Raw genomic sequence first — 22,454 nt, 5'->3', positions numbered from 1 at the left:
CCGCCCTTTCCCTCTCTCGCTGCAGCGCGATGCAACGCGCGCGTGTCTCGTTCGATGACCGATACGCGATTGCCCGCCGATATTGTCTGTTGAACATCGTAACGTCATACGAACCGACGATAGTCGATGGCATCGATCGATCATTCAGCGCACCGACATGTCCTCGAACTCTTCCATCGCGTCGACGTCTGCGCGCCCGTCACCGGAACCGCTCGATACCGCGCCGCGCGAGTCGAGCGTCGCGCCGGCTCCGCAGCCACGCACGCCGCCGACCGCGCCGTCCGGCCGGGGCATCTTCGACAATCTGAACGCGTCGCCGAAGCCCGCGCGACGCGGGTCCGCCTCGCAGGCCGATGGCCCTGCGCCGCGCTCGCCCGTCAGCCGGTTGTCGATGCCGGACCTGGCGGCGACGCGCTCGGGGTCGGCGCCGCCGCTTGCGCAGGTGTCGCCGAGCGTTGCGGCTGAGCCTTCGTCCAATGACCTCAGCGGCACCGGCAGACCAGCGGCGGGCAGCACACCCAAGTCGCCGCAAGATTCGACGCCGGCCGAACCGGCTTCGCCCTTGTCGTCGCCGCACTCGCAATCGGTCGCATCGTTGCCACGCTCGCAATCCGCCGCCTCATTGCCAGGCTCGTCGCAGCAGCGCATCGACGACGCCGTCGACGAATCGGCCGCGCCGGCCGCCGACATCGAAGCGGCGTCGACCCACTCCGCCAGCACCGCATCGACGCCGCCCGCAGACGATTCCGTTGCGCCCGCACCGAGCCACGGTCCCGTCACGCAGCAGCGGCTGCATAAACGCAATGCGCAGCAGCTGAGCGAGTTGCTGCGCGAAGACGCCGACGCGCACGACGAAGCGATTCGCGACGGCATCGGCCGTGCGCCGTCGCCCGACAAGCTGGCCGACCTGACGGTGGACGAGCAGCGCGCCGCGCAGGCCAAATACGATCTGCGCAACTCGGAGAACCGCTACGTGACGCGCGGCCGCGACGGCATCGCCCGCTACGACACGCAAAAACTCCGGCAGATCGCAGCAGACACAGGGCATCCGCGCGGACAGCGCGCGCACTGGATATTGACCGCGCTCCGTCTGACTGCCGAGCCACCGCAGCCGAACGCACCGACGCTGCCGCGCCGCGCCGCGAAAGCAATCGCATCCGCTGCCGGCGATGCGATCGACGACATCGGCGCATTCGTGCCGGCGCGCGGCGACAGCGGCGCCTTCATCAAGCGTCTCGCCGACAAGTTCGGCGTGCACCGCAAGGGCATGACGCCGGCCCGGCTCGCAAGCAAAAGGCCGCTGAAGGATGCGATGAACGGCATCAGCACCGGCGTGCACGATCACTTCAACTACGACACGGCGCCACTCACCGATCTCGTCAATCTGCCCGCGCACGGCAGCACGGCCATCGCGGCGCACACGGTCCAGCAGCGCTATGCGAACAAGCTCGGGCAAATGCTGGCCGTTGACGTGCAGCAGTTCCGCGATGCCGCCGCCGAAGCGGCGCGGCGCAAGACGACGCCCAATCCGACGCCCGACCCGGCCACGCCCGAGGCCCGGCACGATCCGAGCCTACCGGAAAACCAGTTGCTCACGGAGCGCGGCGGCAAATGGGAATACGACCGCGCGAAGCTCGGCCGCATTGCGCGCGACGACGCGCATCCGTTCACGCAACACGCGCGCGACGTGCTGACGGTGATGAGCATCGCCGAGAACCAGGGCAAGCGCCGCAACGGCGCGCTGTACCAGGCGACGACGTCGGCGATCGGTCTCGTCGGCAGCGGGCTGTTGATCGGCGGCTCGCACGGCGCGCTGCTGCCGATGGTGGTGAGCGGCCACGCGACAAACGCGTTGCGCGAAGCGCTCGACCTGAAAAAGCCCTTCGTCGAGGGACGCCAGAACCTGCGCGATGAAAAGGCCGCCGAAGTGGACCGGCGCGTGAAGCGCGACTCGGGCCGCTTCGAGCGGGACCTGCAGCAGATCGAGCGCGACACGGGCCACCAGTATTCGGCCGCGGAAGTGGCCGGCGCCTACCGCCACCTGTACGACAACGCCGAGCGTGCGGTGGCTTCGCAGCGCAGCTTTGGGACGCGGTTCGCGGCCGGCCGGCACATCGATACCGGCAAGGGCAAGGCTTACAGGGAAGCCGAAATGAACCTCGTGGCCGGGCACATTCGCAGCATCGTCGGCGGGGGGCTCGGGCAGGCCGATGGCGACATGCTGCGCGCACTGGCCGCCGTGCCCGACGAACTCGGGCTCACACGCGCGCGGCGCGAAAAGCGCGCGATCGAAGCGGTAGCGACGGACCCGCGCATCGTCGCGTCGCATACGCTGTTGACCGACACCGGGTACGCGGACGGCGACGCCGCGTTGCTGCTCGCGAAAATGGCCAAGGCCGAACTCGCGACGCGCGATGCCCGCGACGGCGTGCCGGCCGCGCCCAATCACCGCGACGCGGTCGCTGCGATGATCGGCCAGCCCGGGCTGAAGAAGTCGGATCCGAACCAGGCGGCCGAGGCCGGCATCAAGCAGCAGCTCGGCAAACGGTCGTGAATGCCTGGCCGCGCAGTGCGGCGAGTTCGGCTCGAACTTCGGGCGGACTTTCTGCTGGACCTCGCGGCACCGCGTGCGACAGCACACGCCGCTTCGCGCGCCCGCACCGCGCTTCCGATGCGCGCGCCACGCGCGCGGCATCCGCGTCATCTGATTCTCGAAGGCCGCCGCACTTGGGCCGTCAGTTGCCATCGCATCGCGGCCGAATTCGATACCGGCGACATCCTCGCTGAGGACTCGTTCGAGCTAGACGCCGACGTGTGGCACGAAACGCTGCAGCTTCAGTTGCAGATGTCGGCACGCCGGCTCGCGAGCCGCGTGGCCGCCGACTTCGCCGCGCTGTGGGCGGACAGCCGGCCGCAAAGCGGCGGCAGCTACTGGCCACGTCTGACCGACGCGCAGCGCACGCTCGACTACACGCGCCCGGTCGCCGAGCTGATGCGGACGGTGCGCGCGTGCGGCCTGATCGAATGCATCGCGCCGCTCAACGGCAAGCGGGTGTTCGTGCGCCGCGCCACCGCGTGGCAGGAAGCGCATGAGTTTGCGCCCGGCACTGTCGTGCACGAGTACCGCCGCTGGGTGGTGATCGCGGCCGCCGACGGCTTTGTCGCGCAGATCGAATGGAGCCCGCTCGACGAGGCGATGCGGCACCGCGTCGGACCGTAGGCGCTCGCCCCCCGCCTCCCAGAAAAATGGCCGTACGACGATGTTCGCCGTACGGCCGCTTGCTTTGGTAAAGCGTCGGCGCGCTGCCTTTAAGCAATGCGTCCCGCGCTTCGCTATCGGTTGCTCAAACGAGCCCCTGCGCGGCGTTCTGGAAGTTGCCGATGCCCGACTTTCCATCGGCGCCGGCCACGTCGTTGGTCTCGATCTTGTTGAACACGCTCGGGTTCGCCAGCATGTACTGGGCCGCCTGTTGCACCTGCGTCGAAGGCTTCTGGCCGTTGCCTCCGACCGCCTGGCCTTGCGACAGCTTGTACAGGTCGTTCACGTCGAGCGAGCCGTTGCCGTTCGTGCCCATGTAGCCGGCGAGCGCGCCCGATGCGGTCTGCTCGTTCATCGCAGGCTGGGTGCTCGCGCCGGTACTCGTCAGCGTAGTGGGAGGCGTCGTCGATGTGGACGGCGTCGTCGCAGTCGGCAGGGACGGCGTCGTGCCGCTCGACCCGGTGGTCGACGTGCTGCCGGGCGCGGAAATCGGGAAATCGCCCTGAGCGGCGTTCTGGAAGTTGGCGATGCCCGACTTGCCGTCGGCGCCCGCCACGTCGTGCGTCTCGATCTGATTGAACACGCCCGGGTTGGACATCATGTACTGCGCGGCCTGCTGGACTGCCGGCGACGGCGTCTGTCCGTTGCCGCCGGCCGCCTGGCCCTGCGCGAGCTTGTACAGATCGTTCATGTTGAGCGAGTCGTTGCCGTTCGTGCCCATGTAGCCGGCCAGCGCACCCGACGCGCTCTGCGGGTTCATCGTCGTTGCACCGCCCGTGCCGCCCGCACCGCCCGCACCGCTCGTACCACCCGTACCGCCGGTGGTGCCGGTCGTCGGCGTGCCGCCGCTGGACGTGCCGCCGCCCTGGCCGCCCTGCTGCAACTGCGCCAGCGCGTGGCTCAGCATCGCGATGATCTCTTCCATGACTTCGGTCGCGCCGGAATTGCTGCCGTTGGCGGTCATCCCGCCATTGGGCAGAAAGTCGGTGGCCTGGAGGCCGTAGTTGCCGTTGATCGTGCTCATACCGGACATGATGTTCGTTCCTGTGCAGTGAAGTGACGTGGGATGTGTCGAGAAACAACCGTCGGGCACTCGCCCGACCTCGTCGATGAGACGTTGACGGGTTCAGTGTAGGAGCCGCCCGAAGCCCATCCGGGCGCCGACGCGAACATTGCTGCGGAAACGCGAAAGCAGCACCAACGCGAAAACAGCGCAGAACAACGGGACGTTTGACGGCGATCGCGCGGCATCGCGCGATGTGCGCGGCGGCGCATCGGGCTTGCGCTGCACGCCGCCGTTATGTGAGGCGTATCGGAGGGAATGGCGTGGGCGAGCCGGCGTTAATTCGCCGGCGCCGACACATCAGGCAGGACGAGAAATGCTGCCGGATCGCCGCGCGTTTCGGACGACCGCGCGATGCGCGAAGCGGCCGCAGCCGCTCACGGATTCGTATCGTGCGCCGGCAGCAAGCAACGCGAGCGTCAGGCTCGCATCCAGCTCATCGGTGCGGCGAAGCCGCCGCCGTCGTGCGTGCCGGGCGCACTGCTGGCGGCCGGCGCGCGCGGTTCGACCCGCGGCGCGTTGCGCCCTTCGAGGCGCGCCGCCTGTTCGAGCAGGCGATTGCCGATGCCTGCCGCGTCGGGATTCTCCTGCTGCTCGGCCGCGCTGCGCGCGTAGCCGTGCCACAGCGGATCTTCGAGTCCGAACAGGCAGACGGCCATCAACGCCGCATGCAGGCCCGAGCGCCTCGCCTCCGGCACGTCGTCTTCGAGCACGCGCCGCGCGTCGATCCACGCGCGCCGACGCACATAGCGCCATGCCATCACGGTGCCGACGCCGCTCCACCGCGGCCGGAGCACGCGAATCGCTTCGAGCAGATCGTCGAAGTCGGATTCGTCGTCGAGTTGCGACGCGGTCCACAGCACCTTGGTCAAGCCGCCCGCAACGTCATCCCTGCATTCCGTATCACTCACGATATCCTCGCCTGCCTAAGTCCCGCCCATGGAAGCCATGCCCGCGCGGCAGCGCGCCGCTGCCGTTCCCGCATCCGCGACCGGCGGTCGGGGCATTTCGTTCATCGCAGCCAGTCTCGCGCATCCGGCGTTGCGCGGCCGCGTCGATGCGAACGAAACGAACGCGACGCGAACCGGCGCTGTCTGCTGCACGAGACGCCCATTTCCACGCTCATGCCGCGCCGTGCACCAGCCGCAGCCGCCGCTGCGGCGCGCCGACCCGCTCGCGCGCGATCCTCGGCGCGTCCAGCAGCGCCTGCGCGGTGCGCAACGCCGTCGGGTCGTCGCCCGCGCGCACGGCCGCGTGCGCGTACGCACGCCAGGCCGGCTCGCCGCGCGCGTACAGGCAGACCGCCATCAGCGCGCTGCCGAGCGACGGGAAGTCGACCTCCCGTTCGGTGCGGCTCAGCTCGGCGAGCGCTTCGTCCCACGCGCGCGCGCGCACGTGCCACCACGCGATCGCCACGCGCGGCGCGACCGCATCGGACCGCAGCACGCCGATCGCGCCGAGCAGATCGTGCAGGTCCGTCAACGCGTCCAGATGGGCGCCCGCCCACAGCACATCGATCATCCCCGCCACGACGTCATGGTCGTCGTAGTCCAACAGCTCACTCATCCAGATTTCTCCGTGCAACAGCCGTCGATCGAAATGGCCACGGCCGACAGGTCAACGCGCATGCGTCGGCGTATCGCCATGTGCGCCTGCGAGCGCGCGTGCGTCGTCGGCAATGCCGCTCAGCGACAGCTGATCGCGCACCTGGTCGATGAAAACGCCCGCCATCAACGCCAGCATCAGGATCGTCAGCGCGCCCTTCACGGGCTGCCCCATCGAATGCAGATCGAGCTTCTGGGACACCTTGCCGGTGAAGCCGAAGCCGATGTCGATCAGGAGCAGCATCAGCATCATCGGCGCGGCGAGCTTCGCGACGATCTCCATCAGCGAATCGGTCTTCTGCAAAACGAAACTCTCGAGGACGTGGCTGGCGATCGGCGTCAGGTCGGCGAGCGGCCACCACGCATACGATTGATAGAGCGCGCCGAGCAGAAACGTCATGCCGCCCAGCAGCCAGAACGCGGCAATCGCAAACTGGCTGAGCAGCGTCGACGTGAGCGACGTCTGCTGGCCCTGGCTCGGGTTGGTCATCTGCACGTTGTTGAAGCCGGTCAGGTCGTCGACATACGTGCCGACGCTCTCGGCGGCCCAGAACACCGTCGACGCCGCGAAGCCGAGCGCGATGCCGATCAACGCCTCTTTCAAACCGATCCCGACGAGGATCAGCGCGCTCTTGTTCTCCAGTGCGCTGCCCTGCCCCCATGCGACGAAACTGCTCCACAGCAGCGCGAGGCCGGTGCGCACGCGGCCGCTCAGCACGTTGTCCGAGGTCGGCGGAAACACCACCATCAGCACCATCAGGCGTTCACTGCACAGCGCGAGCAGCGTCAAGTACCCGACCAGATGGTGGCCGGACAGCAGGGTTTCGAAAGTAATCTCGCTCATCGCTCTATCGCTGACGGTTCGGTAAACGTTTTGGGTTGCTAATGGGTCTTGTGCTCGGGCGCCGCTCAGAACGGCCGCGGCTGAGGCCGGCGATTCTCGGCGGCTTCCTCGTCGGCGGCGTCTTCCAGCGCGAGCGCGAGCGAGCGCACCAGCGCGTCGCGGCGTTTCGCGTAGATGTCGACCCGCGCGCGGTTGCGCAGAATCTCGCCGCGCGCGGCCTGCACCGCCGCTTCGCCGTCGGCAAGCGCGCCGCGCGCGCGTTCGGCCTCGGCGGCCAGCGCGGCGTGCCGTTCCGCCGCCACCGCGCGGTACTCGCGCAGCATCAGCAACTGATCGGCGCGGAACGTGCTGCCGCCCATCATCGCGTCGATGTCGCCGTCCTGACGCCGGAGTTCGCCGGCTTCGCGGCCCGCGGCTTCGCTTCGCGCCGATAGCTCGGTTTCGAGCGCGAGAACCTGGTCGCGGCGCGCGGCCAGCGCGGCGTTGAGCTTGCGCTCGTGCGCGCGGCGGCGCGACAGCACGCGTTCGAGGGCGATCAAACGGCGGTCTTTCATCGGGCGCCCGGCTAGCCTTGCGCGATCTGGCCGAGCAGGCCGACCGTCTCGTCGAAGTCGACCAGAAGGTCGGTCGGCTGACCGAGAAATCCGCGAATCACATCGATCTTGCGGATCGCCTCGTCGGCAAGCGGATCGCTGCCGGCCTGGTATTCGCCCACCTGCAGCAGCAATTCGACTTCGTGGTGGTGCGCCATCAGGCGCCGGATATGGCCGGCGAGCGCGACGTGCTCGCGGCTCACGACCTGCGTCATCACGCGCGACAGGCTGGCGGTCACGTCGATGGCCGGATAGCGGTTTTGCGCGGCCATCTCGCGCGACAGGATCATGTGGCCGTCGAGCAGCCCGCGCCGGCGTTCGGCACGTTGACGCTGTAGCTCGCCGGCACGATCTGTTCGAGCGCGTGCAGCAACGGCACGCGCTGGCCGCTCACGCGCACGGTTTCGCCCGCACGCTGCGCGCCCTCGACGATCACCTGCTCCTCCGACGCCATAGCCACCGCAAAGGTCACTGCCATGCAACCCAGCCACATCGTCATTCCGATACCGACTGCCAGCTTTCGCATGCTCTGTTCAATTCGTTGATTGTTGCGGCCGCCACCGCCACTACCGCGCAGCGTCCGTCCGGCACGTCGCGACATTCAGGCTCGCGAGCCCGGAATGACCGGACTGCGTGCTCATGGCGCAAGCGGGTTGACGGCATTCACCGCGCATATCTTTAGGCTGTTTTTCTCCGATTTCATTTGCGATCCTGCCCTTTCTTCTATCCGCCTTCTCTCCCGCCTATTTCCATGTTCATTCCGGGTTCATTCCGGGTTCTTTCCGGGTTCTTTCCCGCTTCTTTCTCTCTTCTTTCCCGCTGCTTTCCGTTTCGCGCGCAACATGACCGGGATGCATGACCGGAAAGCCTTGCTCCATGCTGGTTTCGACGCCCCCGCACCGCTCGCGCCAATGATCCGACGAAAGCTGGCCGGCGTATTCGAACACAATGATTTATCAACCGCTAGCGTTTCTTATTCGAAAAGCCCACAAAATTTTCTTTCGACTTTCATCGGAAACCCACTATTGGGGACGATAAATACGGGGCAAATCCCGATCGATAACCCATGAATGGACATTAAGAATTGGGATTCGCACGGCAGAAACAATGACCTGCCGGCGATATACGATTTTTTTATACCCCGGATTTATTTTTCTGCCTGGACTCGCGTGGCCCGACGCTTCCACAATTGCGCCATGCTGCATATGGACCGGCCGCCGTCGAGACGCGTCCGCCAGTGCAGCCTGATTCAACGGAGCTCGAAACAGATGAACAACACGCAGCACACCGATCAAGACCAGAACGTGGGGAAGACACCGGGCAACGAGCGCGCCGACGATGGCCGCTGGCAGTTCTGGGTCGACCGCGGCGGCACTTTCACCGACATCGTCGCGCGTCGGCCCGACGGAGCGCTCGTCACGCACAAGCTGCTGTCGGAGAACCCGGACCGCTATCAAGACGCCGTCGTGCAGGGCATGCGCGACCTGCTCGGCCTCGCCGCCGCCGACCCGCTGCCGCAGGAGCGCATCGAAGTCGTGAAGATGGGCACCACGGTCGCCACGAACGCGCTGCTCGAACGCAAGGGCGCACGCACGCTGCTCGCGATCACGCGCGGCTTCGCCGATCAGCTGCGCATCGGCTATCAGGAGCGTCCGGATATCTTCGCGCGCCACATCCAGTTGTCCGCGCAAATGTACGAGCGCGTGCTGGAGATCGACGAGCGTGTCGGCGCGCGCGGCGAACTGCTCCAGCCGCTCGACGAGGTTGCCGCGCGCGCCGGCCTGCAGGCCGCACGCGCGGCCGGCATCACGTCGGTCGCGATCGTGCTGATGCACGGCTATCGCTTCCCCGAGCACGAATTGCGCGTCGCGGCGCTCGCGCGCGAATGCGGCTTCACGCAGATCTCGGTGAGCCACCGCGTGAGTCCGCTGATGAAGCTCGTCGGCCGCGGCGACACCACCGTGGTGGACGCCTATCTGTCGCCGGTGCTGCAGGACTACGTCGAGCGCGTGTCGGGTCAGACGGGCTCCGTGCGCCTGATGTTCATGCAGTCGAGCGGCGGTCTCGCGGAAGCCGGTCATTTCCACGGCAAGGACGCGATCCTGTCGGGACCGGCCGGCGGCATCGTCGGCGCGGTGAAGACCTGCGAGGCGGTCGGCGAACACAAGGTGATCGGCTTCGACATGGGCGGCACGTCGACCGACGTCGCCCATTACGACGGCGCGTACGAGCGCGTCTTCGAGACCCAGGTCGCGGGCGTGCGCGTGCGCGCGCCGATGATGGACATTCACACGGTGGCCGCGGGCGGCGGCTCGATCTGCAGCTTCGAGAACGGACGCTTCAAGGTCGGCCCGGAATCGGCCGGCGCGTATCCGGGCCCGGTGAGCTATCGCAACGGCGGCCCGCTCACGGTGACGGACTGCAACGTGATGCTCGGCCGCGTGCAGGCCGAACACTTCCCGCATGTGTTCGGACCGGAAGGCAATCTGCCGCTCGACACCGAAACGGTGCGGCACCGCTTCACCGAAGTGGCCGCGCAGGTCGAGCGCGAAACCGGCCAGCGGATGAGCCCCGAAGCGGTGGCCGAAGGCTTTCTGACGGTCGCCGTCGACAGCATGGCGCAGGCGATCAAGACGATTTCGGTCGAGCGCGGTCACGACGTGTCCGACTACGCGCTGTGCGCGTTCGGCGGCGCAGGCGGCCAGCACGCGTGCGCGGTCGCCGACGCGCTCGGCATGCGCCGCATCGTGCTGCATCCGTTCGCGGGCGTGCTGTCCGCGTTCGGCATGGGCCTCGCCGATCTGCGCGTACTACGCGAAAAAGCCGTCGAAGCGACGCTCGACGCAGCCGCCGCTTCGTCGCTCGAACCCGCGTACGAAGCGCTCGAAACCGACGCGATCGCGCAGGTCACCGCGCAGCGCGTGGCGCGCGCGCAGGTCGACGCGATGCGCGCGGTGCGGCTCAAGTATCAGAACACCGACTCGACGCTCGAAGTGCCGTTCGGCGACGCCGCCGCGATGACCCGCGCGTTCGAAGCGCTGCATCGCAAGCGCTACGGCTTTGTGATGTCCGGCAAGCCGCTCGTGATCGAATCGATCGTCGTCGAGGCGGTCGGCCAGACCGGCACGCAGCCGCGCATCGGCGCGCCGTTGGCGCAGAGCGGCGAGACCGCGGCGAGCGACGTGCCGATGTTCGTCGACGGCGCGTTGCGCGCGGTGCCGCTGCGTATGCGCAAGACGCTCGCCGCGGGCACGCGCATCGAAGGCCCGGCGCTGATTGCCGAGGACATTTCCACCATCGTGCTGCAGCCGGGCTGGAGCGCGCGCGTGCTCGACGATGGCACGCTGCTGCTCGAACGGCAGGAAGCTGAGCGCGGAGCCGCGGCGCTGACGATCACCACCGCTCGCCATCCGGTGCAGCTGGAGGTGTTCAACAACATCTTCATGTCGATCGCGCAGCAGATGGGCGTGACGCTCGAAAAGACGTCCTACTCGGTCAACATGAAAGAGCGGCTCGACTTCTCGTGCGCGATCTTCGACCGCGCGGGCGGGCTGATCGCGAACGCACCGCACATCCCCGTGCATCTGGGGTCGATGAGCGACAGCGTGCAGAGCGTGATCCGCGAGCACGGCGCGAGCATGCGCCGCGGCGACGTATTCATGCTGAACGTGCCGTACAACGGCGGCACTCACCTGCCCGACATCACCGTGGTGATGCCGGTGTACGGCGACGACGGCGCGCTGCTGTTCTACGTCGCCGCGCGCGGCCATCACGGCGACGTCGGCGGCATCACGCCGGGTTCGATGCCGCCGAACAGCACGACCATCGAAGAAGAAGGCGTGCTGCTCGACAACGTGCGCATCGTCGCAGAGGGGCGCTTCCTCGAGGACGAGGTGCGCAAGCTGTTCGGCAGCGGCCCGTGGCCGAGCCGCAACGTCGACCAGAACATCGCCGACCTGACCGCGCAGATCGCCGCCTGCAAATGCGGCGCGAACGAACTGCTGCGCGCGGTGGACCATTACGGCGCCGACGTGGTGCTCGCGTACATGAACCACGTGCAGGACAACGCCGAGGAAGCCGTGCGCGACGCGATCGACGCGCTCGCCGACGGCGAGTTCGCGTACGCGATGGACGACGGCGCCGTGATCCGCGTGAAGGTGTCGATCGATCACGACAAGCGCAGCGCGCGCGTCGATTTCGCCGGCACGAGCGAGCAGCGCAACAGCAACTTCAACGCGCCGCGCTCGGTGTGCAAGGCCGCCGTGCTGTACGTGTTCCGCACGCTGCTCGCCGGCAGCATTCCGATGAACGAAGGCGTGCTGCGCCCGATCGACATCGTGATTCCGCACGGCTCGATGCTGAACCCCGCGTATCCGGCTGCCGTGGTGGCCGGCAATGTCGAGGTTTCGCAGTCGATCACCGACGCGCTGTATGGCGCGCTCGGCGTGATGGCCGGCTCGCAAGGAACGATGAACAACTTCACGTTCGGCGACGAGACCCAGCAGTATTACGAAACGATCGCGGGCGGCTCCGGCGCGGGACCCAGCCATCCGGGCACGTCGGCGGTGCAAACGCACATGACCAACTCGCGCATGACCGATCCGGAAGTGATCGAGTGGCGCTTCCCGGTGATCGTCGAGCAGCACGGGATCCGCACCGGCAGCGGCGGCGCCGGGCTGCAGCCAGGCGGCGACGGCGCGGTGCGGCGCATCCGCTTCACGCGCGCGATGACCGCGAACATTCTCGCGAACCGTCGCCGCGTCGCGCCGTTCGGACTCGCGGGCGGCGAGGACGGCCGGCCGGGACGCAACTGGATCGAGCGCGCGAACGGCGCGGTGGACCGCTTCGGCGCCACCCACACCGCGCAGGTCAATCCGGGCGACGTGTTCGTGATCGAAACGCCGGGCGGCGGCGGCTATGGGCACGCAGCCTGACTGAACGGGCGGCGGCGCGAGAGCGTATCGGGGAGCGCGCCGCCCTTCCATGCCGTGCCGCCGCAGGCGGCGCGGCGATTCCAACCACCAGCCTAACCAACCCAGACCGACAGGAGACCTGACCATGCACCCGGCAGCAGTCAATCTTTATCCTCTGCTAGGCGTCCTCGTGATCATCGCGGGGTTCTTGCTGCGCTTCAATCCGATGCTGATCGTCACCGCGGCGGCCATCGTCACGGGCTTCGCCGCGCACTTTCCGCTCGAGCGGATTCTCGAAGCGATCGGCAGCGGTTTCGTGAAGACCCGCGTGATTCCGCTCATCATCCTGCTGCCGCTCGCGGTGATCGGGCTGCTCGAGCGGCACGGCCTGCGCGAGCGCGCGCAGATCTGGATCGGCGGCATCCGCGCCGCGACGCCGGGACGTCTGTTGATCGCGTATCTGTTCGTGCGCGAGACCACGGCCGGGCTCGGGCTGACGGGCCTCGGCGGCCATCCGCAGATGGTGCGTCCGCTGATCGCGCCGATGGCCGAGGGCGCCGCGCGAACGCGCTTCGGCAAGCTCGGCGACACCGAGCGCTACCGCATCCGCGCGTTCTCCGCCGCGACCGACAACGTGGGCCTGTTCTTCGGCGAGGACATCTTCGTCGCATTCGGCGCGATCGTGCTGATGGTGACGTTCCTGAAGGAAGCGGGCATCGCGGTCGAACCGATGCACGTCGCGGTATGGGGCATGCCGACCGCACTCGCCGCGTTCATCGTGCAAAGCGTGCGCCTTCATCGCCTCGACGGCTGGCTCGCGCGCCGCTGCGGCGGCAACGCCGTTCAACATGAGCAAAACGACCAAGCGAGCGCCGAGCTCGCCGCCGCGCCGACTCAAGGAGATCACGCATGATTTCTCTCACCTGGTTTTTCTGGCTGCTCGGCGTGCTGCTGTTCGTGATCGGCGGCGTCATCGTCAGCGACCGCGACCACCCGAAGCGCTGGCTCGCGGGCGGCTTCTGGATGCTGTACGGCGTTGTGTTCCTCGCGGGCGACGTGCTGCCGACCGCGGTGACGGGCGTAATCGTCATCGTAATGGCGCTCGTCGCGGGCTTCGGCGGCGTGACCGGCGCGAAGCCGCGCGTGCGCGCCGAGGCCGAGTTGCGCGAACGGGCAAAGCAGCTCGGCAACCGGCTCTTCGTGCCCGCGCTGACGATTCCGGCGGTCACCGTCGTCGGCACGCTGCTGTCCGCGCATCTGGTATTCGGCAGCCACGCGCTCCTCGATCCGAAGAACGTCACGCTCGTGTCGTTCGGGATCGGCTGCATCGTCGCGCTGGCGCTCGCGTGCCGGCTCACGCGCGATACCGTCGGCCAGTCGATCCGCGAAACGCGGCGCCTCATCGACGCGCTGTCGTGGGCGGTCGTGCTGCCGCAACTGCTGGGCATGCTGGGGCTCGTGTTCGCCGACGCGGGCGTCGGCAAGGCGGTCGCGCACCTGAGCACCACCTACATCGATCTGGACCACCGCTTCGTAGCGGTCGCGGTGTACTGCATCGGGATGGCGCTCTTCACCGTTATCATGGGCAACGGCTTCGCCGCGTTCCCGGTGATGACGGGCGGAATCGGCGTGCCGGTGCTGGTCGGCGTGTTCCATGGCAACCCTGCCACCATGGCGGCAATCGGCATGTTCTCCGGTTATTGCGGTACCCTGCTCACGCCGATGGCGGCCAACTACAACATCGTACCGGCCGCCCTGCTCGAGCTGCCCGACAAATACGGCGTGATTCGCGCGCAGGTGCCTACCGCGCTCATCCTGCTGGCCGTCAACGTCGTGCTGCTCAACACACTGATGTTCGCCTGAGCGCTCGCCGGACGGGTCGGCGCGCGCGGGCCGACATGCAGCAGGGGCGCCGGCGGCCCCTGCTTGCCTCAGGAGAAACAGACGACGTGAACCTGAAGTTTCTGGAAACATTTATCTGGGTGGCGAAGCTGCACAGCTTCAGCCTCGCGGCCGACAAGCTCCATTCGACTCAGGCTGCGATTTCGAGCCGTATTCTCGCGCTCGAGCAGCAACTCGGCGTCAAGCTGTTCGCACGCGGCCCGACGGGCGCGCGGCTCACGCGCGCCGGCGAACGCGTGCTGATGTACGCGGTGCAGGTCAGCGAATCGATGACGCGGCTGCGCGCGTCGGTGCACGACGAAAAGCTCGCGTTCGGCACGATCCGCATCGGCGCGATGGACAGCGCGATCCACTCGTGGTTCGTCGATTTCGTCGCCGACGTGATGGAGCAGTACCCGAACCTCGACATCGAGGTTGTCACCGAGACCGCGCTCACGCTCAACGAGCAGTTGCGCCGCGGAATGCTCGACCTAATCATCCAGACCGACATGCTGCGCGACGAGACGATCCGCAGCGTCGAACTGCTCGAGTTACCGTTCGGCTGGATTGCGGCGGCCGATTCGCGCCTCGCAACCGAGCCCCCTGCCGCCTCGCCCACGGCCGCGCTGCGCCGGCTCGCCGAGGAGCGTCTTATCACCTACTCGCGCCATTCGCGCCCGCACCAGGATTTGATGCGGCTGATGCAGTCGTACGGGATCGGCGAGTCGCGCGTGAGCTGTGTGAATTCGGTGGCCGCGATGGCCAAGCTGATCCAGGCGGGCTTCGGCGTGGCCGCGATGCCGCCGGCGATGGTGCCCGACCTGCTGAAACAAGGCGTGCTGTGCGAATTGGAAGGCATCGAATTGCCGCCGCCGATGCCGTTCGTCGTTGCGTGGCGCGACGGCACCGACTGGACCGACCGCCTCGTCGAAGTCGCGATCGGCACGGTGCGCCGCTATGCAGAGCGTCTAGGCGAACACGCGGCACGCGTGTTCGTGTAATGCGCACAGCGTCGCCGCGAGCGCATCGCGGCGGCGGTTTGCAGTGCATTTTGCGGCACCGTTGCATGCGCAGCGATGTCCTATTCGCACCGCGATGTCTCATGCGAATTCCTTATCCGGACGATTTAATTTTCTTGCTCTACCTCGCGCGCGGCTGAACCGACGATTCCGGTTGCCGGAAAACGGTGGCGCCGGACGGCGGGGTACTTCGGCGGCGTCGGGAAGAACAAGGATAAGGATGATTATGAACATCAAAAGCTTTGCATGTGGGGCGGCGCTCACGCTGACCTGCGGTGGTGCGTGGGCGCAGTCGAGCGTCACGCTGTATGGGCTCATCGACGAGTCGATCCGCTTTCAGAGCAACCCGGGCGGCAACAGTCTCGGTCTGAACGAAGGCGCGATCAACGGCACCCGCTGGGGCCTGAAAGGCTCCGAAGATATGGGCGGCGGACTGAAAGCAATCTTTCAGCTCGAATCGGGCTTCAATGTCGGCACCGGCAAGTTTGATCAGCAAGGCCAGTTGTTCGGCCGCTTCGCGTGGGTGGGGCTGCAGAGCGACACGTGGGGCGCACTGAAGCTCGGCCGCCAATACGGCGGCATCTACAGCTTCTACGCGTTCAACTTCGACCCGCTCGGCGGCGGCAACATCAACGCAACCGACTGGTCGCTGTTCCTGACCGGCATCCGCTTCGACAACACGGCCCAATACGAAAACCGCTTCGGGCCGGTGTCGTTGCAGGCGCAACGCTCGTTCGGCGGACAGCCCGGCAGCAACTCGGCGGGCAGCACGACCAGCGCGTCGCTGATCTACTACTTCACGGGCGGCAAGGCGGGCATTGCCGGCGCGCAGTCGAAGGACGGCGCCGGACACAAGCTGCTGGTCGGCTCGGCGGGCGGCACCTACGCGTGGGGTCCGGTCGGCCTCTACCTGTACACGATCGACGCGCGTCGCGACGCCGGCTTCTCGGTCGCCGCATCGGGCACCACCGGCCCGCTCGCCAACACCAACATCATCAGCAACGTGACGACCGCCGCGGGCCCGCAGACGTCAGCGCGCAACGACCTGTTCGTGCGCGTCGGCACGAGCTGGCAGCCGACCACGCAATGGCGTTTCATTGCGTCGTATGCATACGACCATGCGAACAACGTGTCGCCCGGCAAGACCGGCTCGATCCAGACCGTGTACGGCATTGCCGACTACATCCTCACGAAGCGCACCGACGTGTATCTGGAAGTCGACCGCAGCCACCTATCTGGCGCGTCGGTCAACGATCCGAACGGGCCGCTCGCGCTCGGCGGCGAGGCGAACCAGTTCGGCGCCAGCCTGAGCCTGCGCACGCTGTTCTGATGCGCGCGGCGCGCACCGTTCCGTCAAACGGCGCGCGCCGCATCGCATCGCTTTCTCTCGCGGCAATCCTCCGTTTCAAGGGCGCCTCTCGCCTCTCACCTCTCGCGTAGCGCCGCCGCACGCTTCGCAATCCCGCTGACGACTTCGTCTGTGCGCGCCGGCGACATCACCGCTTCAGCCATTGTGTGAACTATGGCGAACCTGCGGCTCTCACCCGTCCGCAGCAGGCGCCCGAACCGGATCGCAGGCCGCGGCAGCCGCCGCGCGCACGCGTCGTGACACCCAACGAGTCGATGCGAATCCCCGACGCTCGCGCAACGTGCGAGCGGCAGCGGACGAGCAGACCCCCTGCCCCAAGGAGCAACGTGATGATGCCTTCATCAAGCAGACTGGACCCGAGCCGCGCGCCGCAATCGTCCCTTTCCCCGGCTGATACGTCGGCACCCGATCCTCAGGCGTCGACGCCGGCACCACAGCCGCAGCGCAACCGGGCTTCGCATCTCGGAGTCACGTCTCGCGCGACCGGCAGCAACCGCACCGAAGAAGGCGAAGGCAGCCATGCCGCCGGTATCGACCCCGTGCGCACGTCGCGGATCGCGCTGCGCTCCACGATGCGCGACAACCGCGATTTGCCCGGCGCGCTCAAGAGCGCCGACAGCAAGGACCCCGAAAAGGCGAGTGACGACGACGTCAGCCGCTACCTCGACGAAGCGGCTCCGTATCTGCGCAATCTGTCGCAAAAGCCGCAGGCGCCGATGACGCCGCACGCGAAGCAGGCGCTCGCGAATCTCGCGGCGGCGGTGGTCAGCAACATGTTCGGCTTCGGCATTCCGACCATGGTGTCGTCCGCCACGCCGGAGAGCTGGCAGGGTCTCGCGTACGGTGCGACGCTCGCGGCTACGTCGGTGATCAATCCCGAACTGACTTCGGCGGTCACGCGCTGGCTCGGCGGCGCGAATCCATCGCTGCTGATCGGCAGTTCCGGCTCGGCCATCTCCGGCCCGTATCACAAGATCGGCGGCGATGCGCTGATGCTCGCGGGCAACCTGCTCACCTATGGCGGCATCAACGCGCTGGAGAGCCTGCCCCTGACGTCGCCGTGGGACCCGTTGCTCAAGTCCGCCACGTCGGGTGCGGCGATGGCGCTGGTGATGCAGGGGCTCCTCTACTTCTTCGCGAAGCGGACACTGAGCGAGCAGGGCGTGTCCGAAGCGCACAAGCTGCCCGAGATCGACCATAACCGCACGCTGAAAAGCGGCGTCTATCTGCGCGAAGTGCCGAAGTGGAGCGATCGCACGACCCTTGAGCTGAAGCAGCAGGAGATGGTCGCCGGCGCGTTCAGCTCGCTCTTCGGCGCGGCCACCGCCGGCACGATCAAGCACTTCGCCCCCGCCCCCAATCAGTCGCTGCAGAGCTTCGTCACGATCTTCGGCGGCATCGGCGCGTATTTCGGTGCCGCCCTGCTCGGCCGGCTCGCGTACACGAAGTTTGTCGATCATTCCGGCAAGTTCGCGAACCGGCACGCGATCGCCGCGAGCGACGTGGCTGTACAGCACATAGCGAAGTCGGCGATGAGCGAATTCGAAGGGCTGCTCGACGACATCGGCGAACGGATCGCGTCGGGCAGTTGGGGCGAAGAGAGCAAGGATACCTTCGAGACGGCCTTCGACGCGTTCCTCGGCCGCGCCTTCCGTACCGGCGAGGGCGAGGCCGGACCCGCGCACCTCGATCGCGCCCGCGATCTGGCCACGCAGCTCGATGCACTCGCAACGGAGCTGGGCAACGGCGGCCGCGTCACCACGGTGCCCGATGCCACGGTGGCGAAGATGAACCGCATGATCCAGGCCGCGTCGAAATCGATCCGGGTCGCGACGACAGCCGCCGAGGCGGGCGAGCCGATCAACTTCGCGATGCAGGACGTGCGCAACCGGCTGCGCGATGTGCAGGCGCTGATCCTGCAATCGCAATACCAGGTCGGCGGACCGGACGGCGCACTGGCCGACGAACGCGTGATGCGCGCCGGCGTTCAGCTTGCGCCGGTGTTCGCCGCGCTGCGCCAGTTCGACCGCATGTCGGCGGCCAACGGCTTCGTCGACAAGCTGGTCCAGCACAGCATCGGCAAGGCGAGCGCGCAGCAGGTCGGCGCGTCGTTCGACCCGACCGGACGCCGCAACCTGCTCGTCAAGGACGTGATGATCCGCCTCGCCGGCCGCATGCAGGCCGCGCCGGACGATACCGACAAGCTGCGCACGGAGCTGGATCGCGTGATCGACGAATCGCTGAAGCCCGGCACGCCGCCGGACCGCAGCGGCGCGAAGCTGCTGATTCTCGCGAACGTGCTGTCCGGACAGAGCCGCCCTGGCGAAGAGCCGGAAGCCGACGAGCAGCAACTGGCACACCGCCTCGTGCTCGGCTTCGCGAACGTCGCCGATCCGGCCGTGCTGAAAGACAAGATGAACTATTTCGTCAACGCGTTCCGCGAAGGCCGCGTGACGATCAACGCGCTGCAAAAAGAGCTGGACCGTGCGGGCGAAATCGAAGACGACCCGACTCTCACGATGCCGGGCGCGATGCCGCTCGCGACGCTCGCGCACGATGACGACGACCTCGAAGCGGGCCGCTCGACGCGCGCGTATCGCGAAGCGGTGGCCGGTTTCAGGAAGGCAGTCGGTCCCGCGTTCCTCGCGGCGCTGGCCGAGGAAAGCACGCTGCGAGCGGACGCGGTGCCGAGTGCGGACGGCGCCAACCCCGGCGAGGCGCAGGTGAAGGAAATGGTCCTGGCGATGTGGCGTGATGCGGAGAACATGCCCGAAGTCCATCGCGGCCTGATGGCGGGCGCGATGAGCCTGAAGATCCGCATTCCCCACCTCCCGAAGTATCTGACGCATGACGCGCACTTCCATCCGACCAGCTATTCGGGGCGCGTCAACTCGCTCAGTCATCTCGTCGAATTCATGAAAGCGAGCGGCGTCGAGCGCACCAACCTCGCCGGCATTCCGTCGCAGCAGCGCAATCCGCGGCCGGATCGCAAGTACTACGCGAACTCGGAAGAAGACATCTACTACCGCGACCACGACAAGCCGCTGATGGATCAGTACCGCGAACTGTCGCCCGAGCAGAAGGACCGCTTCGACCTCAGCATGACCGGCTTCGACGTGACCGACGGCAACACCATCGGCGACGAAATGGACAGCCGCATGCGCACCGACCCCGGCGCGTACAAGGCCGTCGGCGAGGTTACGTGGAAGAAGGAGATCGTCAGCGGCAAGAATCCGCGCGAACCGGATCTCGACAGCCCGGCCACCGCGCAGCTGCTGGAAGGCGCCGCGCAGCGCGGGCTGCCGGTGATCCTGCACTGCGACCGCGGCACGCCGGAAGACAAGAACCGCTACGCGCAGCAGGTGATGAACAACATCCGCAACGCGGTGAAGTCACTCAACTGGCAGCAGAACGACATCCTGCGCCAGAAGGGCATTCTCGACGCGCCGAAAATCAAGCCGCGCTTCATCTGGGCGCACGGCGCGGGCATCTCGCGCTTCACCGCGGAATCGACCGATCACACGCGCAGCCTCGATTCGCTGCTGTCCGAAGAGGATCTGAAGGACGTGCTGTCGCTCGATCTGTCGTGGGACTTCATCGGCCACGACATCATCGAGAACGTGCACGATTCGCTCAAGCGCCGCAATCTCGCGCCGGAGTTGTGCGACGGCCTGCAGAACCTGCTGCGGACCTACAAGGCGTTCGCCGAGGAAGGCGGCCGCGCCGACAAGTGCGACGACATGGGCGACCTGAATCTCGCGTCGGTGCACCGGGTGGCGGCGGAAAACATCCGCCAGACCTATCTGCTCGCGCAGCAGGACTTCCAGCATCGGCTTGGCAAAGCGCTCGACGACAAGGCGACGCGCGATGCGTTCTACGAGTTGATGGACAACCACGGCAACGACAACAACAACTGGCTCTATCTGTTCAACAAGCATCAGGACCGTCTGCTGTTCGGTACCGACGCGCTCGCCATCGGCATCAAGGCGCACGGCGACGCGGCGTATGCGATGAACGTGCGCGTGCTGAACCCGCTCTACATGCTCTGCGACGAACTCGGCAAGCGCGCGCAGACCGACGGGCATCCGGATAGCTACTCGGGCATCAGCGAGAAGATCACGCTGCGCAACTACGAGCAGGTTTTCGACGACAAGGACGTGAAAGCCCGCCGCGACAGCTACGAGCGTTATCTGCGCACCGAGAAAAAGGCCGATCACTCGACGAACCGCGTGCCGGATCCGCTGTTCATGACCGTCAGCGAAGTGCGGCCTTCGCAGCTGCGTCGACGGTTGCCGACCGAGGCCGACCTGGACGCGTAACGGCAGCTCGCGGCGCGCCGGCATCGGCGCGCCGCCCCAGAAGGTAACAAACCATCACAAAACGGCGTCAGGCGCGGCGGCGAATGAAAAGATTCACTCACCGCTTCACAAGTTCGTATCGCCTAACGCCCCCTTCTGGGTCAGGAGCTTGCCATGTTCTCGACGATTTACTTCGCTGCGTCTTCGGTTCTCTCGTCTGCCGGCCTTCCCGCCGAGCTTGTCACCCGCGTGCTGGACGGCCGCCTGCAGGAAGCCGCTCAACGCGCCGCCCACCTCGTCGAAGGCGACGACGTCGCCCCCGACCACGCCGCGCTGCAGATTCACGGCGACCTCGAACTGGTGCTCGGCCGCGACGAGGAAGCGGAGGAGATCTACCGCCGCGCGCAGAAAGCGATTCGTCACTCGCGCGACGCGATCCGGATCGTCTCGTGCCGCAATACCGGCTGGCAGGCGATCTTCCGCAGCCAGTTCAACGTCGCGCTGACCTGCTTCAAGCGCGTCGCCGAAGACAAGGCCATCACGCCGAACGGGCGTCTCGATGCGCTCGTCGGCACCGCGCTCGTGCTGTTCCACCTCGGCTGCGTGCAGGCCGCGTGGGACCGCGTCGCCGAACTGACGACGCTCGCGCGAGCAAGCGGCGACCCGCGCTGGATCTATCTCGTCGACGCGCTGCGCCGCGACCTGCTCGCGCAGCACCAACTGCAAGGCGCCGAATTGTTGGCGGACCACATCTACTGGCGTTCGGTGACGGTCGACGCGCTGCCGCGCGACGAACGCTCGCAGCCGGCGCTGCCCGCACACGCGGTGCTGCCGCTGCTGGCGTCTCGCCTCGACTATCTGCGCGAACTGCTCGCCTTCGCGGGCGGCAACGGCAACGCGGCGCAGGCGCTGCGCGAGTACGCGAACGACTTCCGGAAGATCGGCCTGCGTGCGTATCACCGCGGCCTGTGCCTCGAAATCGCGCTCGCCGGCATCGCCGGGCGGGCGACGCTCGTCGCCGAGCAGATGCTCGAAGCGTCGAGCGCCGCCGCCGGTCACGGCAGCCAGCATGCGCGCTGGTATCTCGACTACCTGTACTGCCGCGCGAAGATCATGCAGCAGCAAATGCGCGTGCAGGAGTTCGCGCAACTCTATGGACGCTACGCGCTGGCGTCGATCCAGCACGTGCGCGCCGACAACGTGTCGATGCCGATCGTCGTCTCCGATCTCGTGCAGCCGGCTGCTTCGCAGCAGCGCAGTGACGACGTCAGCGCGCGTTTGCCCGCCCGCTACCGTCGCGCGTACCGATATCTGATGGACAACCTCGACCAGAAGGATCTGTCGGTGCGCGAGGTGGCTTCGCACGTCGGCGTGACCGAGCGCGCGATGCAGGCGGCCTTCAAGAACCACCTCGGGCTGTCGCCGAGCGAGCTGATCCGCCGCCAGCGCATGGAGCGCATCCGCGACGACCTGCTCGACGACGACGCGCCGGTCGCACACGTGCTCGACGTCGCGAAGAAATGGGGCGTGCAGCACCGTTCGACGCTGATCAACGGCTATCGCCGCGTGTTTCATGAGGCACCGTCGGCCACGCTGGGCCGCTGAGCGGCG

General features: G+C 67.1%; 17 protein-coding genes and 1 pseudogene. 10 read left to right on the top strand and 8 right to left on the bottom strand.

Annotated features, from left to right (window positions below):
• Positions 1 to 144: 144 nt before the first annotated feature.
• Entirely contained in the window at positions 145 to 648 is a 504-nt protein-coding gene (locus OKW41_RS20375) for a hypothetical protein (protein WP_429573770.1), read from the bottom strand.
• On the opposite strand from OKW41_RS20375, the gene OKW41_RS20370 reads away from it, so the two are divergent.
• Both OKW41_RS20370 and OKW41_RS20365 read left to right on the top strand, forming a co-directional pair.
• On the top strand, positions 623 to 2,554 hold the full coding sequence (locus tag OKW41_RS20370) for a hypothetical protein (RefSeq protein ID WP_429573769.1): 1,932 nt from the start codon (positions 623 to 625) through the stop codon (positions 2,552 to 2,554). The two genes, OKW41_RS20375 and OKW41_RS20370, sit on opposite strands and share 26 nt — an antisense overlap.
• Positions 2,555 to 2,671: 117 nt before the next feature.
• Positions 2,672 to 3,220, top strand: a complete 549-nt coding sequence (locus OKW41_RS20365; RefSeq protein ID WP_429573768.1) for a hypothetical protein — start codon at positions 2,672 to 2,674, stop codon at positions 3,218 to 3,220.
• A gap of 124 nt (positions 3,221 to 3,344) precedes the next feature.
• Here the strand turns inward: OKW41_RS20365 and OKW41_RS20360 are convergent, their stop codons facing one another.
• From OKW41_RS20360 to OKW41_RS20330, 7 genes and pseudogenes are all read right to left on the bottom strand, one after another.
• On the bottom strand, positions 3,345 to 4,292 hold the full coding sequence (locus OKW41_RS20360; RefSeq protein ID WP_429573767.1) for a hypothetical protein: 948 nt from the start codon (positions 4,290 to 4,292) through the stop codon (positions 3,345 to 3,347).
• A 449-nt stretch (positions 4,293 to 4,741) separates the two neighbouring features.
• Positions 4,742 to 5,233 (bottom strand): HrpB1 family type III secretion system apparatus protein, encoded by a 492-nt coding sequence (locus tag OKW41_RS20355; protein WP_429573766.1) that lies wholly within the window; start codon positions 5,231 to 5,233, stop codon positions 4,742 to 4,744.
• A gap of 211 nt (positions 5,234 to 5,444) precedes the next feature.
• Positions 5,445 to 5,888, bottom strand: a complete 444-nt coding sequence (locus tag OKW41_RS20350; protein WP_429573765.1) for an HrpB1 family type III secretion system apparatus protein — start codon at positions 5,886 to 5,888, stop codon at positions 5,445 to 5,447.
• 51 nt (positions 5,889 to 5,939) lie between these two features.
• Positions 5,940 to 6,770: a type III secretion system export apparatus subunit SctT gene (gene sctT, locus OKW41_RS20345; protein ID WP_429573764.1), complete on the bottom strand. Its 831-nt coding sequence runs from the start codon at positions 6,768 to 6,770 to the stop codon at positions 5,940 to 5,942.
• A gap of 65 nt (positions 6,771 to 6,835) precedes the next feature.
• Positions 6,836 to 7,324: a type III secretion system protein gene (locus OKW41_RS20340; protein ID WP_429573763.1), complete on the bottom strand. Its 489-nt coding sequence runs from the start codon at positions 7,322 to 7,324 to the stop codon at positions 6,836 to 6,838.
• Between the two features lie 11 nt (positions 7,325 to 7,335).
• Positions 7,336 to 7,686 (bottom strand): annotated as a pseudogene (locus tag OKW41_RS20335) (EscN/YscN/HrcN family type III secretion system ATPase); the annotation flags it as partial.
• The gene (locus OKW41_RS20330; RefSeq protein WP_429574389.1) at positions 7,650 to 7,889 is read right to left on the bottom strand and encodes a hypothetical protein; all 240 of its coding nucleotides are present in this window, start codon (positions 7,887 to 7,889) and stop codon (positions 7,650 to 7,652) included. The gene OKW41_RS20330 and the pseudogene OKW41_RS20335, both read right to left, overlap by 37 nt.
• Before the next feature lie 94 nt (positions 7,890 to 7,983).
• Between OKW41_RS20330 and OKW41_RS20325 the strand changes: the two genes are divergently transcribed.
• The 8 genes from OKW41_RS20325 to OKW41_RS20290 all read left to right on the top strand — a co-directional run bounded on the left by OKW41_RS20325 (position 7,984) and on the right by OKW41_RS20290 (position 22,448).
• On the top strand, positions 7,984 to 8,433 hold the full coding sequence (locus OKW41_RS20325) for a hypothetical protein (RefSeq protein WP_429573762.1): 450 nt from the start codon (positions 7,984 to 7,986) through the stop codon (positions 8,431 to 8,433).
• A gap of 198 nt (positions 8,434 to 8,631) precedes the next feature.
• Positions 8,632 to 12,297 carry a hydantoinase B/oxoprolinase family protein gene (locus OKW41_RS20320; protein WP_429573761.1) on the top strand — a complete coding sequence of 1,222 codons (3,666 nt, stop codon included), beginning with the start codon at positions 8,632 to 8,634 and terminating at the stop codon, positions 12,295 to 12,297.
• Positions 12,298 to 12,421: 124 nt separating this feature from the next.
• Positions 12,422 to 13,189, top strand: coding sequence for a DUF969 domain-containing protein (locus tag OKW41_RS20315; RefSeq protein WP_018422102.1), 768 nt, complete (start codon positions 12,422 to 12,424; stop codon positions 13,187 to 13,189).
• Complete coding sequence (locus tag OKW41_RS20310; RefSeq protein WP_429573760.1) at positions 13,186 to 14,139, top strand: DUF979 domain-containing protein; 954 nt, start codon at positions 13,186 to 13,188, stop codon at positions 14,137 to 14,139. Before OKW41_RS20315 ends, OKW41_RS20310 begins: the two co-directional genes overlap by 4 nt.
• A gap of 86 nt (positions 14,140 to 14,225) precedes the next feature.
• The gene (locus tag OKW41_RS20305) at positions 14,226 to 15,158 is read left to right on the top strand and encodes a LysR family transcriptional regulator (protein ID WP_429573759.1); all 933 of its coding nucleotides are present in this window, start codon (positions 14,226 to 14,228) and stop codon (positions 15,156 to 15,158) included.
• Between the two features lie 244 nt (positions 15,159 to 15,402).
• The gene (locus OKW41_RS20300; RefSeq protein WP_429573758.1) at positions 15,403 to 16,506 is read left to right on the top strand and encodes a porin; all 1,104 of its coding nucleotides are present in this window, start codon (positions 15,403 to 15,405) and stop codon (positions 16,504 to 16,506) included.
• Between the two features lie 368 nt (positions 16,507 to 16,874).
• Positions 16,875 to 20,864 carry a hypothetical protein gene (locus OKW41_RS20295; RefSeq protein WP_429573757.1) on the top strand — a complete coding sequence of 1,330 codons (3,990 nt, stop codon included), beginning with the start codon at positions 16,875 to 16,877 and terminating at the stop codon, positions 20,862 to 20,864.
• Between the two features lie 153 nt (positions 20,865 to 21,017).
• Positions 21,018 to 22,448: a helix-turn-helix transcriptional regulator gene (locus OKW41_RS20290; RefSeq protein ID WP_429573756.1), complete on the top strand. Its 1,431-nt coding sequence runs from the start codon at positions 21,018 to 21,020 to the stop codon at positions 22,446 to 22,448.
• Positions 22,449 to 22,454 lie beyond the last annotated feature (6 nt).

Source organism: Paraburkholderia sp. UCT70 (genome assembly GCF_050434085.1).
In the GTDB taxonomy this organism is placed as follows: Bacteria; Pseudomonadota; Gammaproteobacteria; order Burkholderiales; family Burkholderiaceae; genus Paraburkholderia; species Paraburkholderia tuberum.
Note: the sequence above shows the minus strand (reverse complement) of the source record. Positions and strands in the feature narration are given on the sequence as shown.

Coding starts and splice junctions, on each gene's coding strand:
- OKW41_RS20300 (WP_429573758.1), top strand. CDS start 15,403: ATGAACATCAAAAGCTTTGCATGTGGGGCGGCGCTCACGCTGACCTGC.
- OKW41_RS20330 (WP_429574389.1), bottom strand. CDS start 7,889: ATGCGAAAGCTGGCAGTCGGTATCGGAATGACGATGTGGCTGGGTTGC.
- OKW41_RS20315 (WP_018422102.1), top strand. CDS start 12,422: ATGCACCCGGCAGCAGTCAATCTTTATCCTCTGCTAGGCGTCCTCGTG.
- OKW41_RS20325 (WP_429573762.1), top strand. CDS start 7,984: ATGACCGGACTGCGTGCTCATGGCGCAAGCGGGTTGACGGCATTCACC.
- OKW41_RS20365 (WP_429573768.1), top strand. CDS start 2,672: ATGCGCGCGCCACGCGCGCGGCATCCGCGTCATCTGATTCTCGAAGGC.
- OKW41_RS20340 (WP_429573763.1), bottom strand. CDS start 7,324: ATGAAAGACCGCCGTTTGATCGCCCTCGAACGCGTGCTGTCGCGCCGC.
- OKW41_RS20290 (WP_429573756.1), top strand. CDS start 21,018: ATGTTCTCGACGATTTACTTCGCTGCGTCTTCGGTTCTCTCGTCTGCC.
- OKW41_RS20295 (WP_429573757.1), top strand. CDS start 16,875: ATGATGCCTTCATCAAGCAGACTGGACCCGAGCCGCGCGCCGCAATCG.
- OKW41_RS20320 (WP_429573761.1), top strand. CDS start 8,632: ATGAACAACACGCAGCACACCGATCAAGACCAGAACGTGGGGAAGACA.
- OKW41_RS20375 (WP_429573770.1), bottom strand. CDS start 648: ATGCGCTGCTGCGACGAGCCTGGCAATGAGGCGGCGGATTGCGAGCGT.
- OKW41_RS20310 (WP_429573760.1), top strand. CDS start 13,186: ATGATTTCTCTCACCTGGTTTTTCTGGCTGCTCGGCGTGCTGCTGTTC.
- OKW41_RS20360 (WP_429573767.1), bottom strand. CDS start 4,292: ATGTCCGGTATGAGCACGATCAACGGCAACTACGGCCTCCAGGCCACC.
- OKW41_RS20350 (WP_429573765.1), bottom strand. CDS start 5,888: ATGAGTGAGCTGTTGGACTACGACGACCATGACGTCGTGGCGGGGATG.
- sctT (WP_429573764.1), bottom strand. CDS start 6,770: ATGAGCGAGATTACTTTCGAAACCCTGCTGTCCGGCCACCATCTGGTC.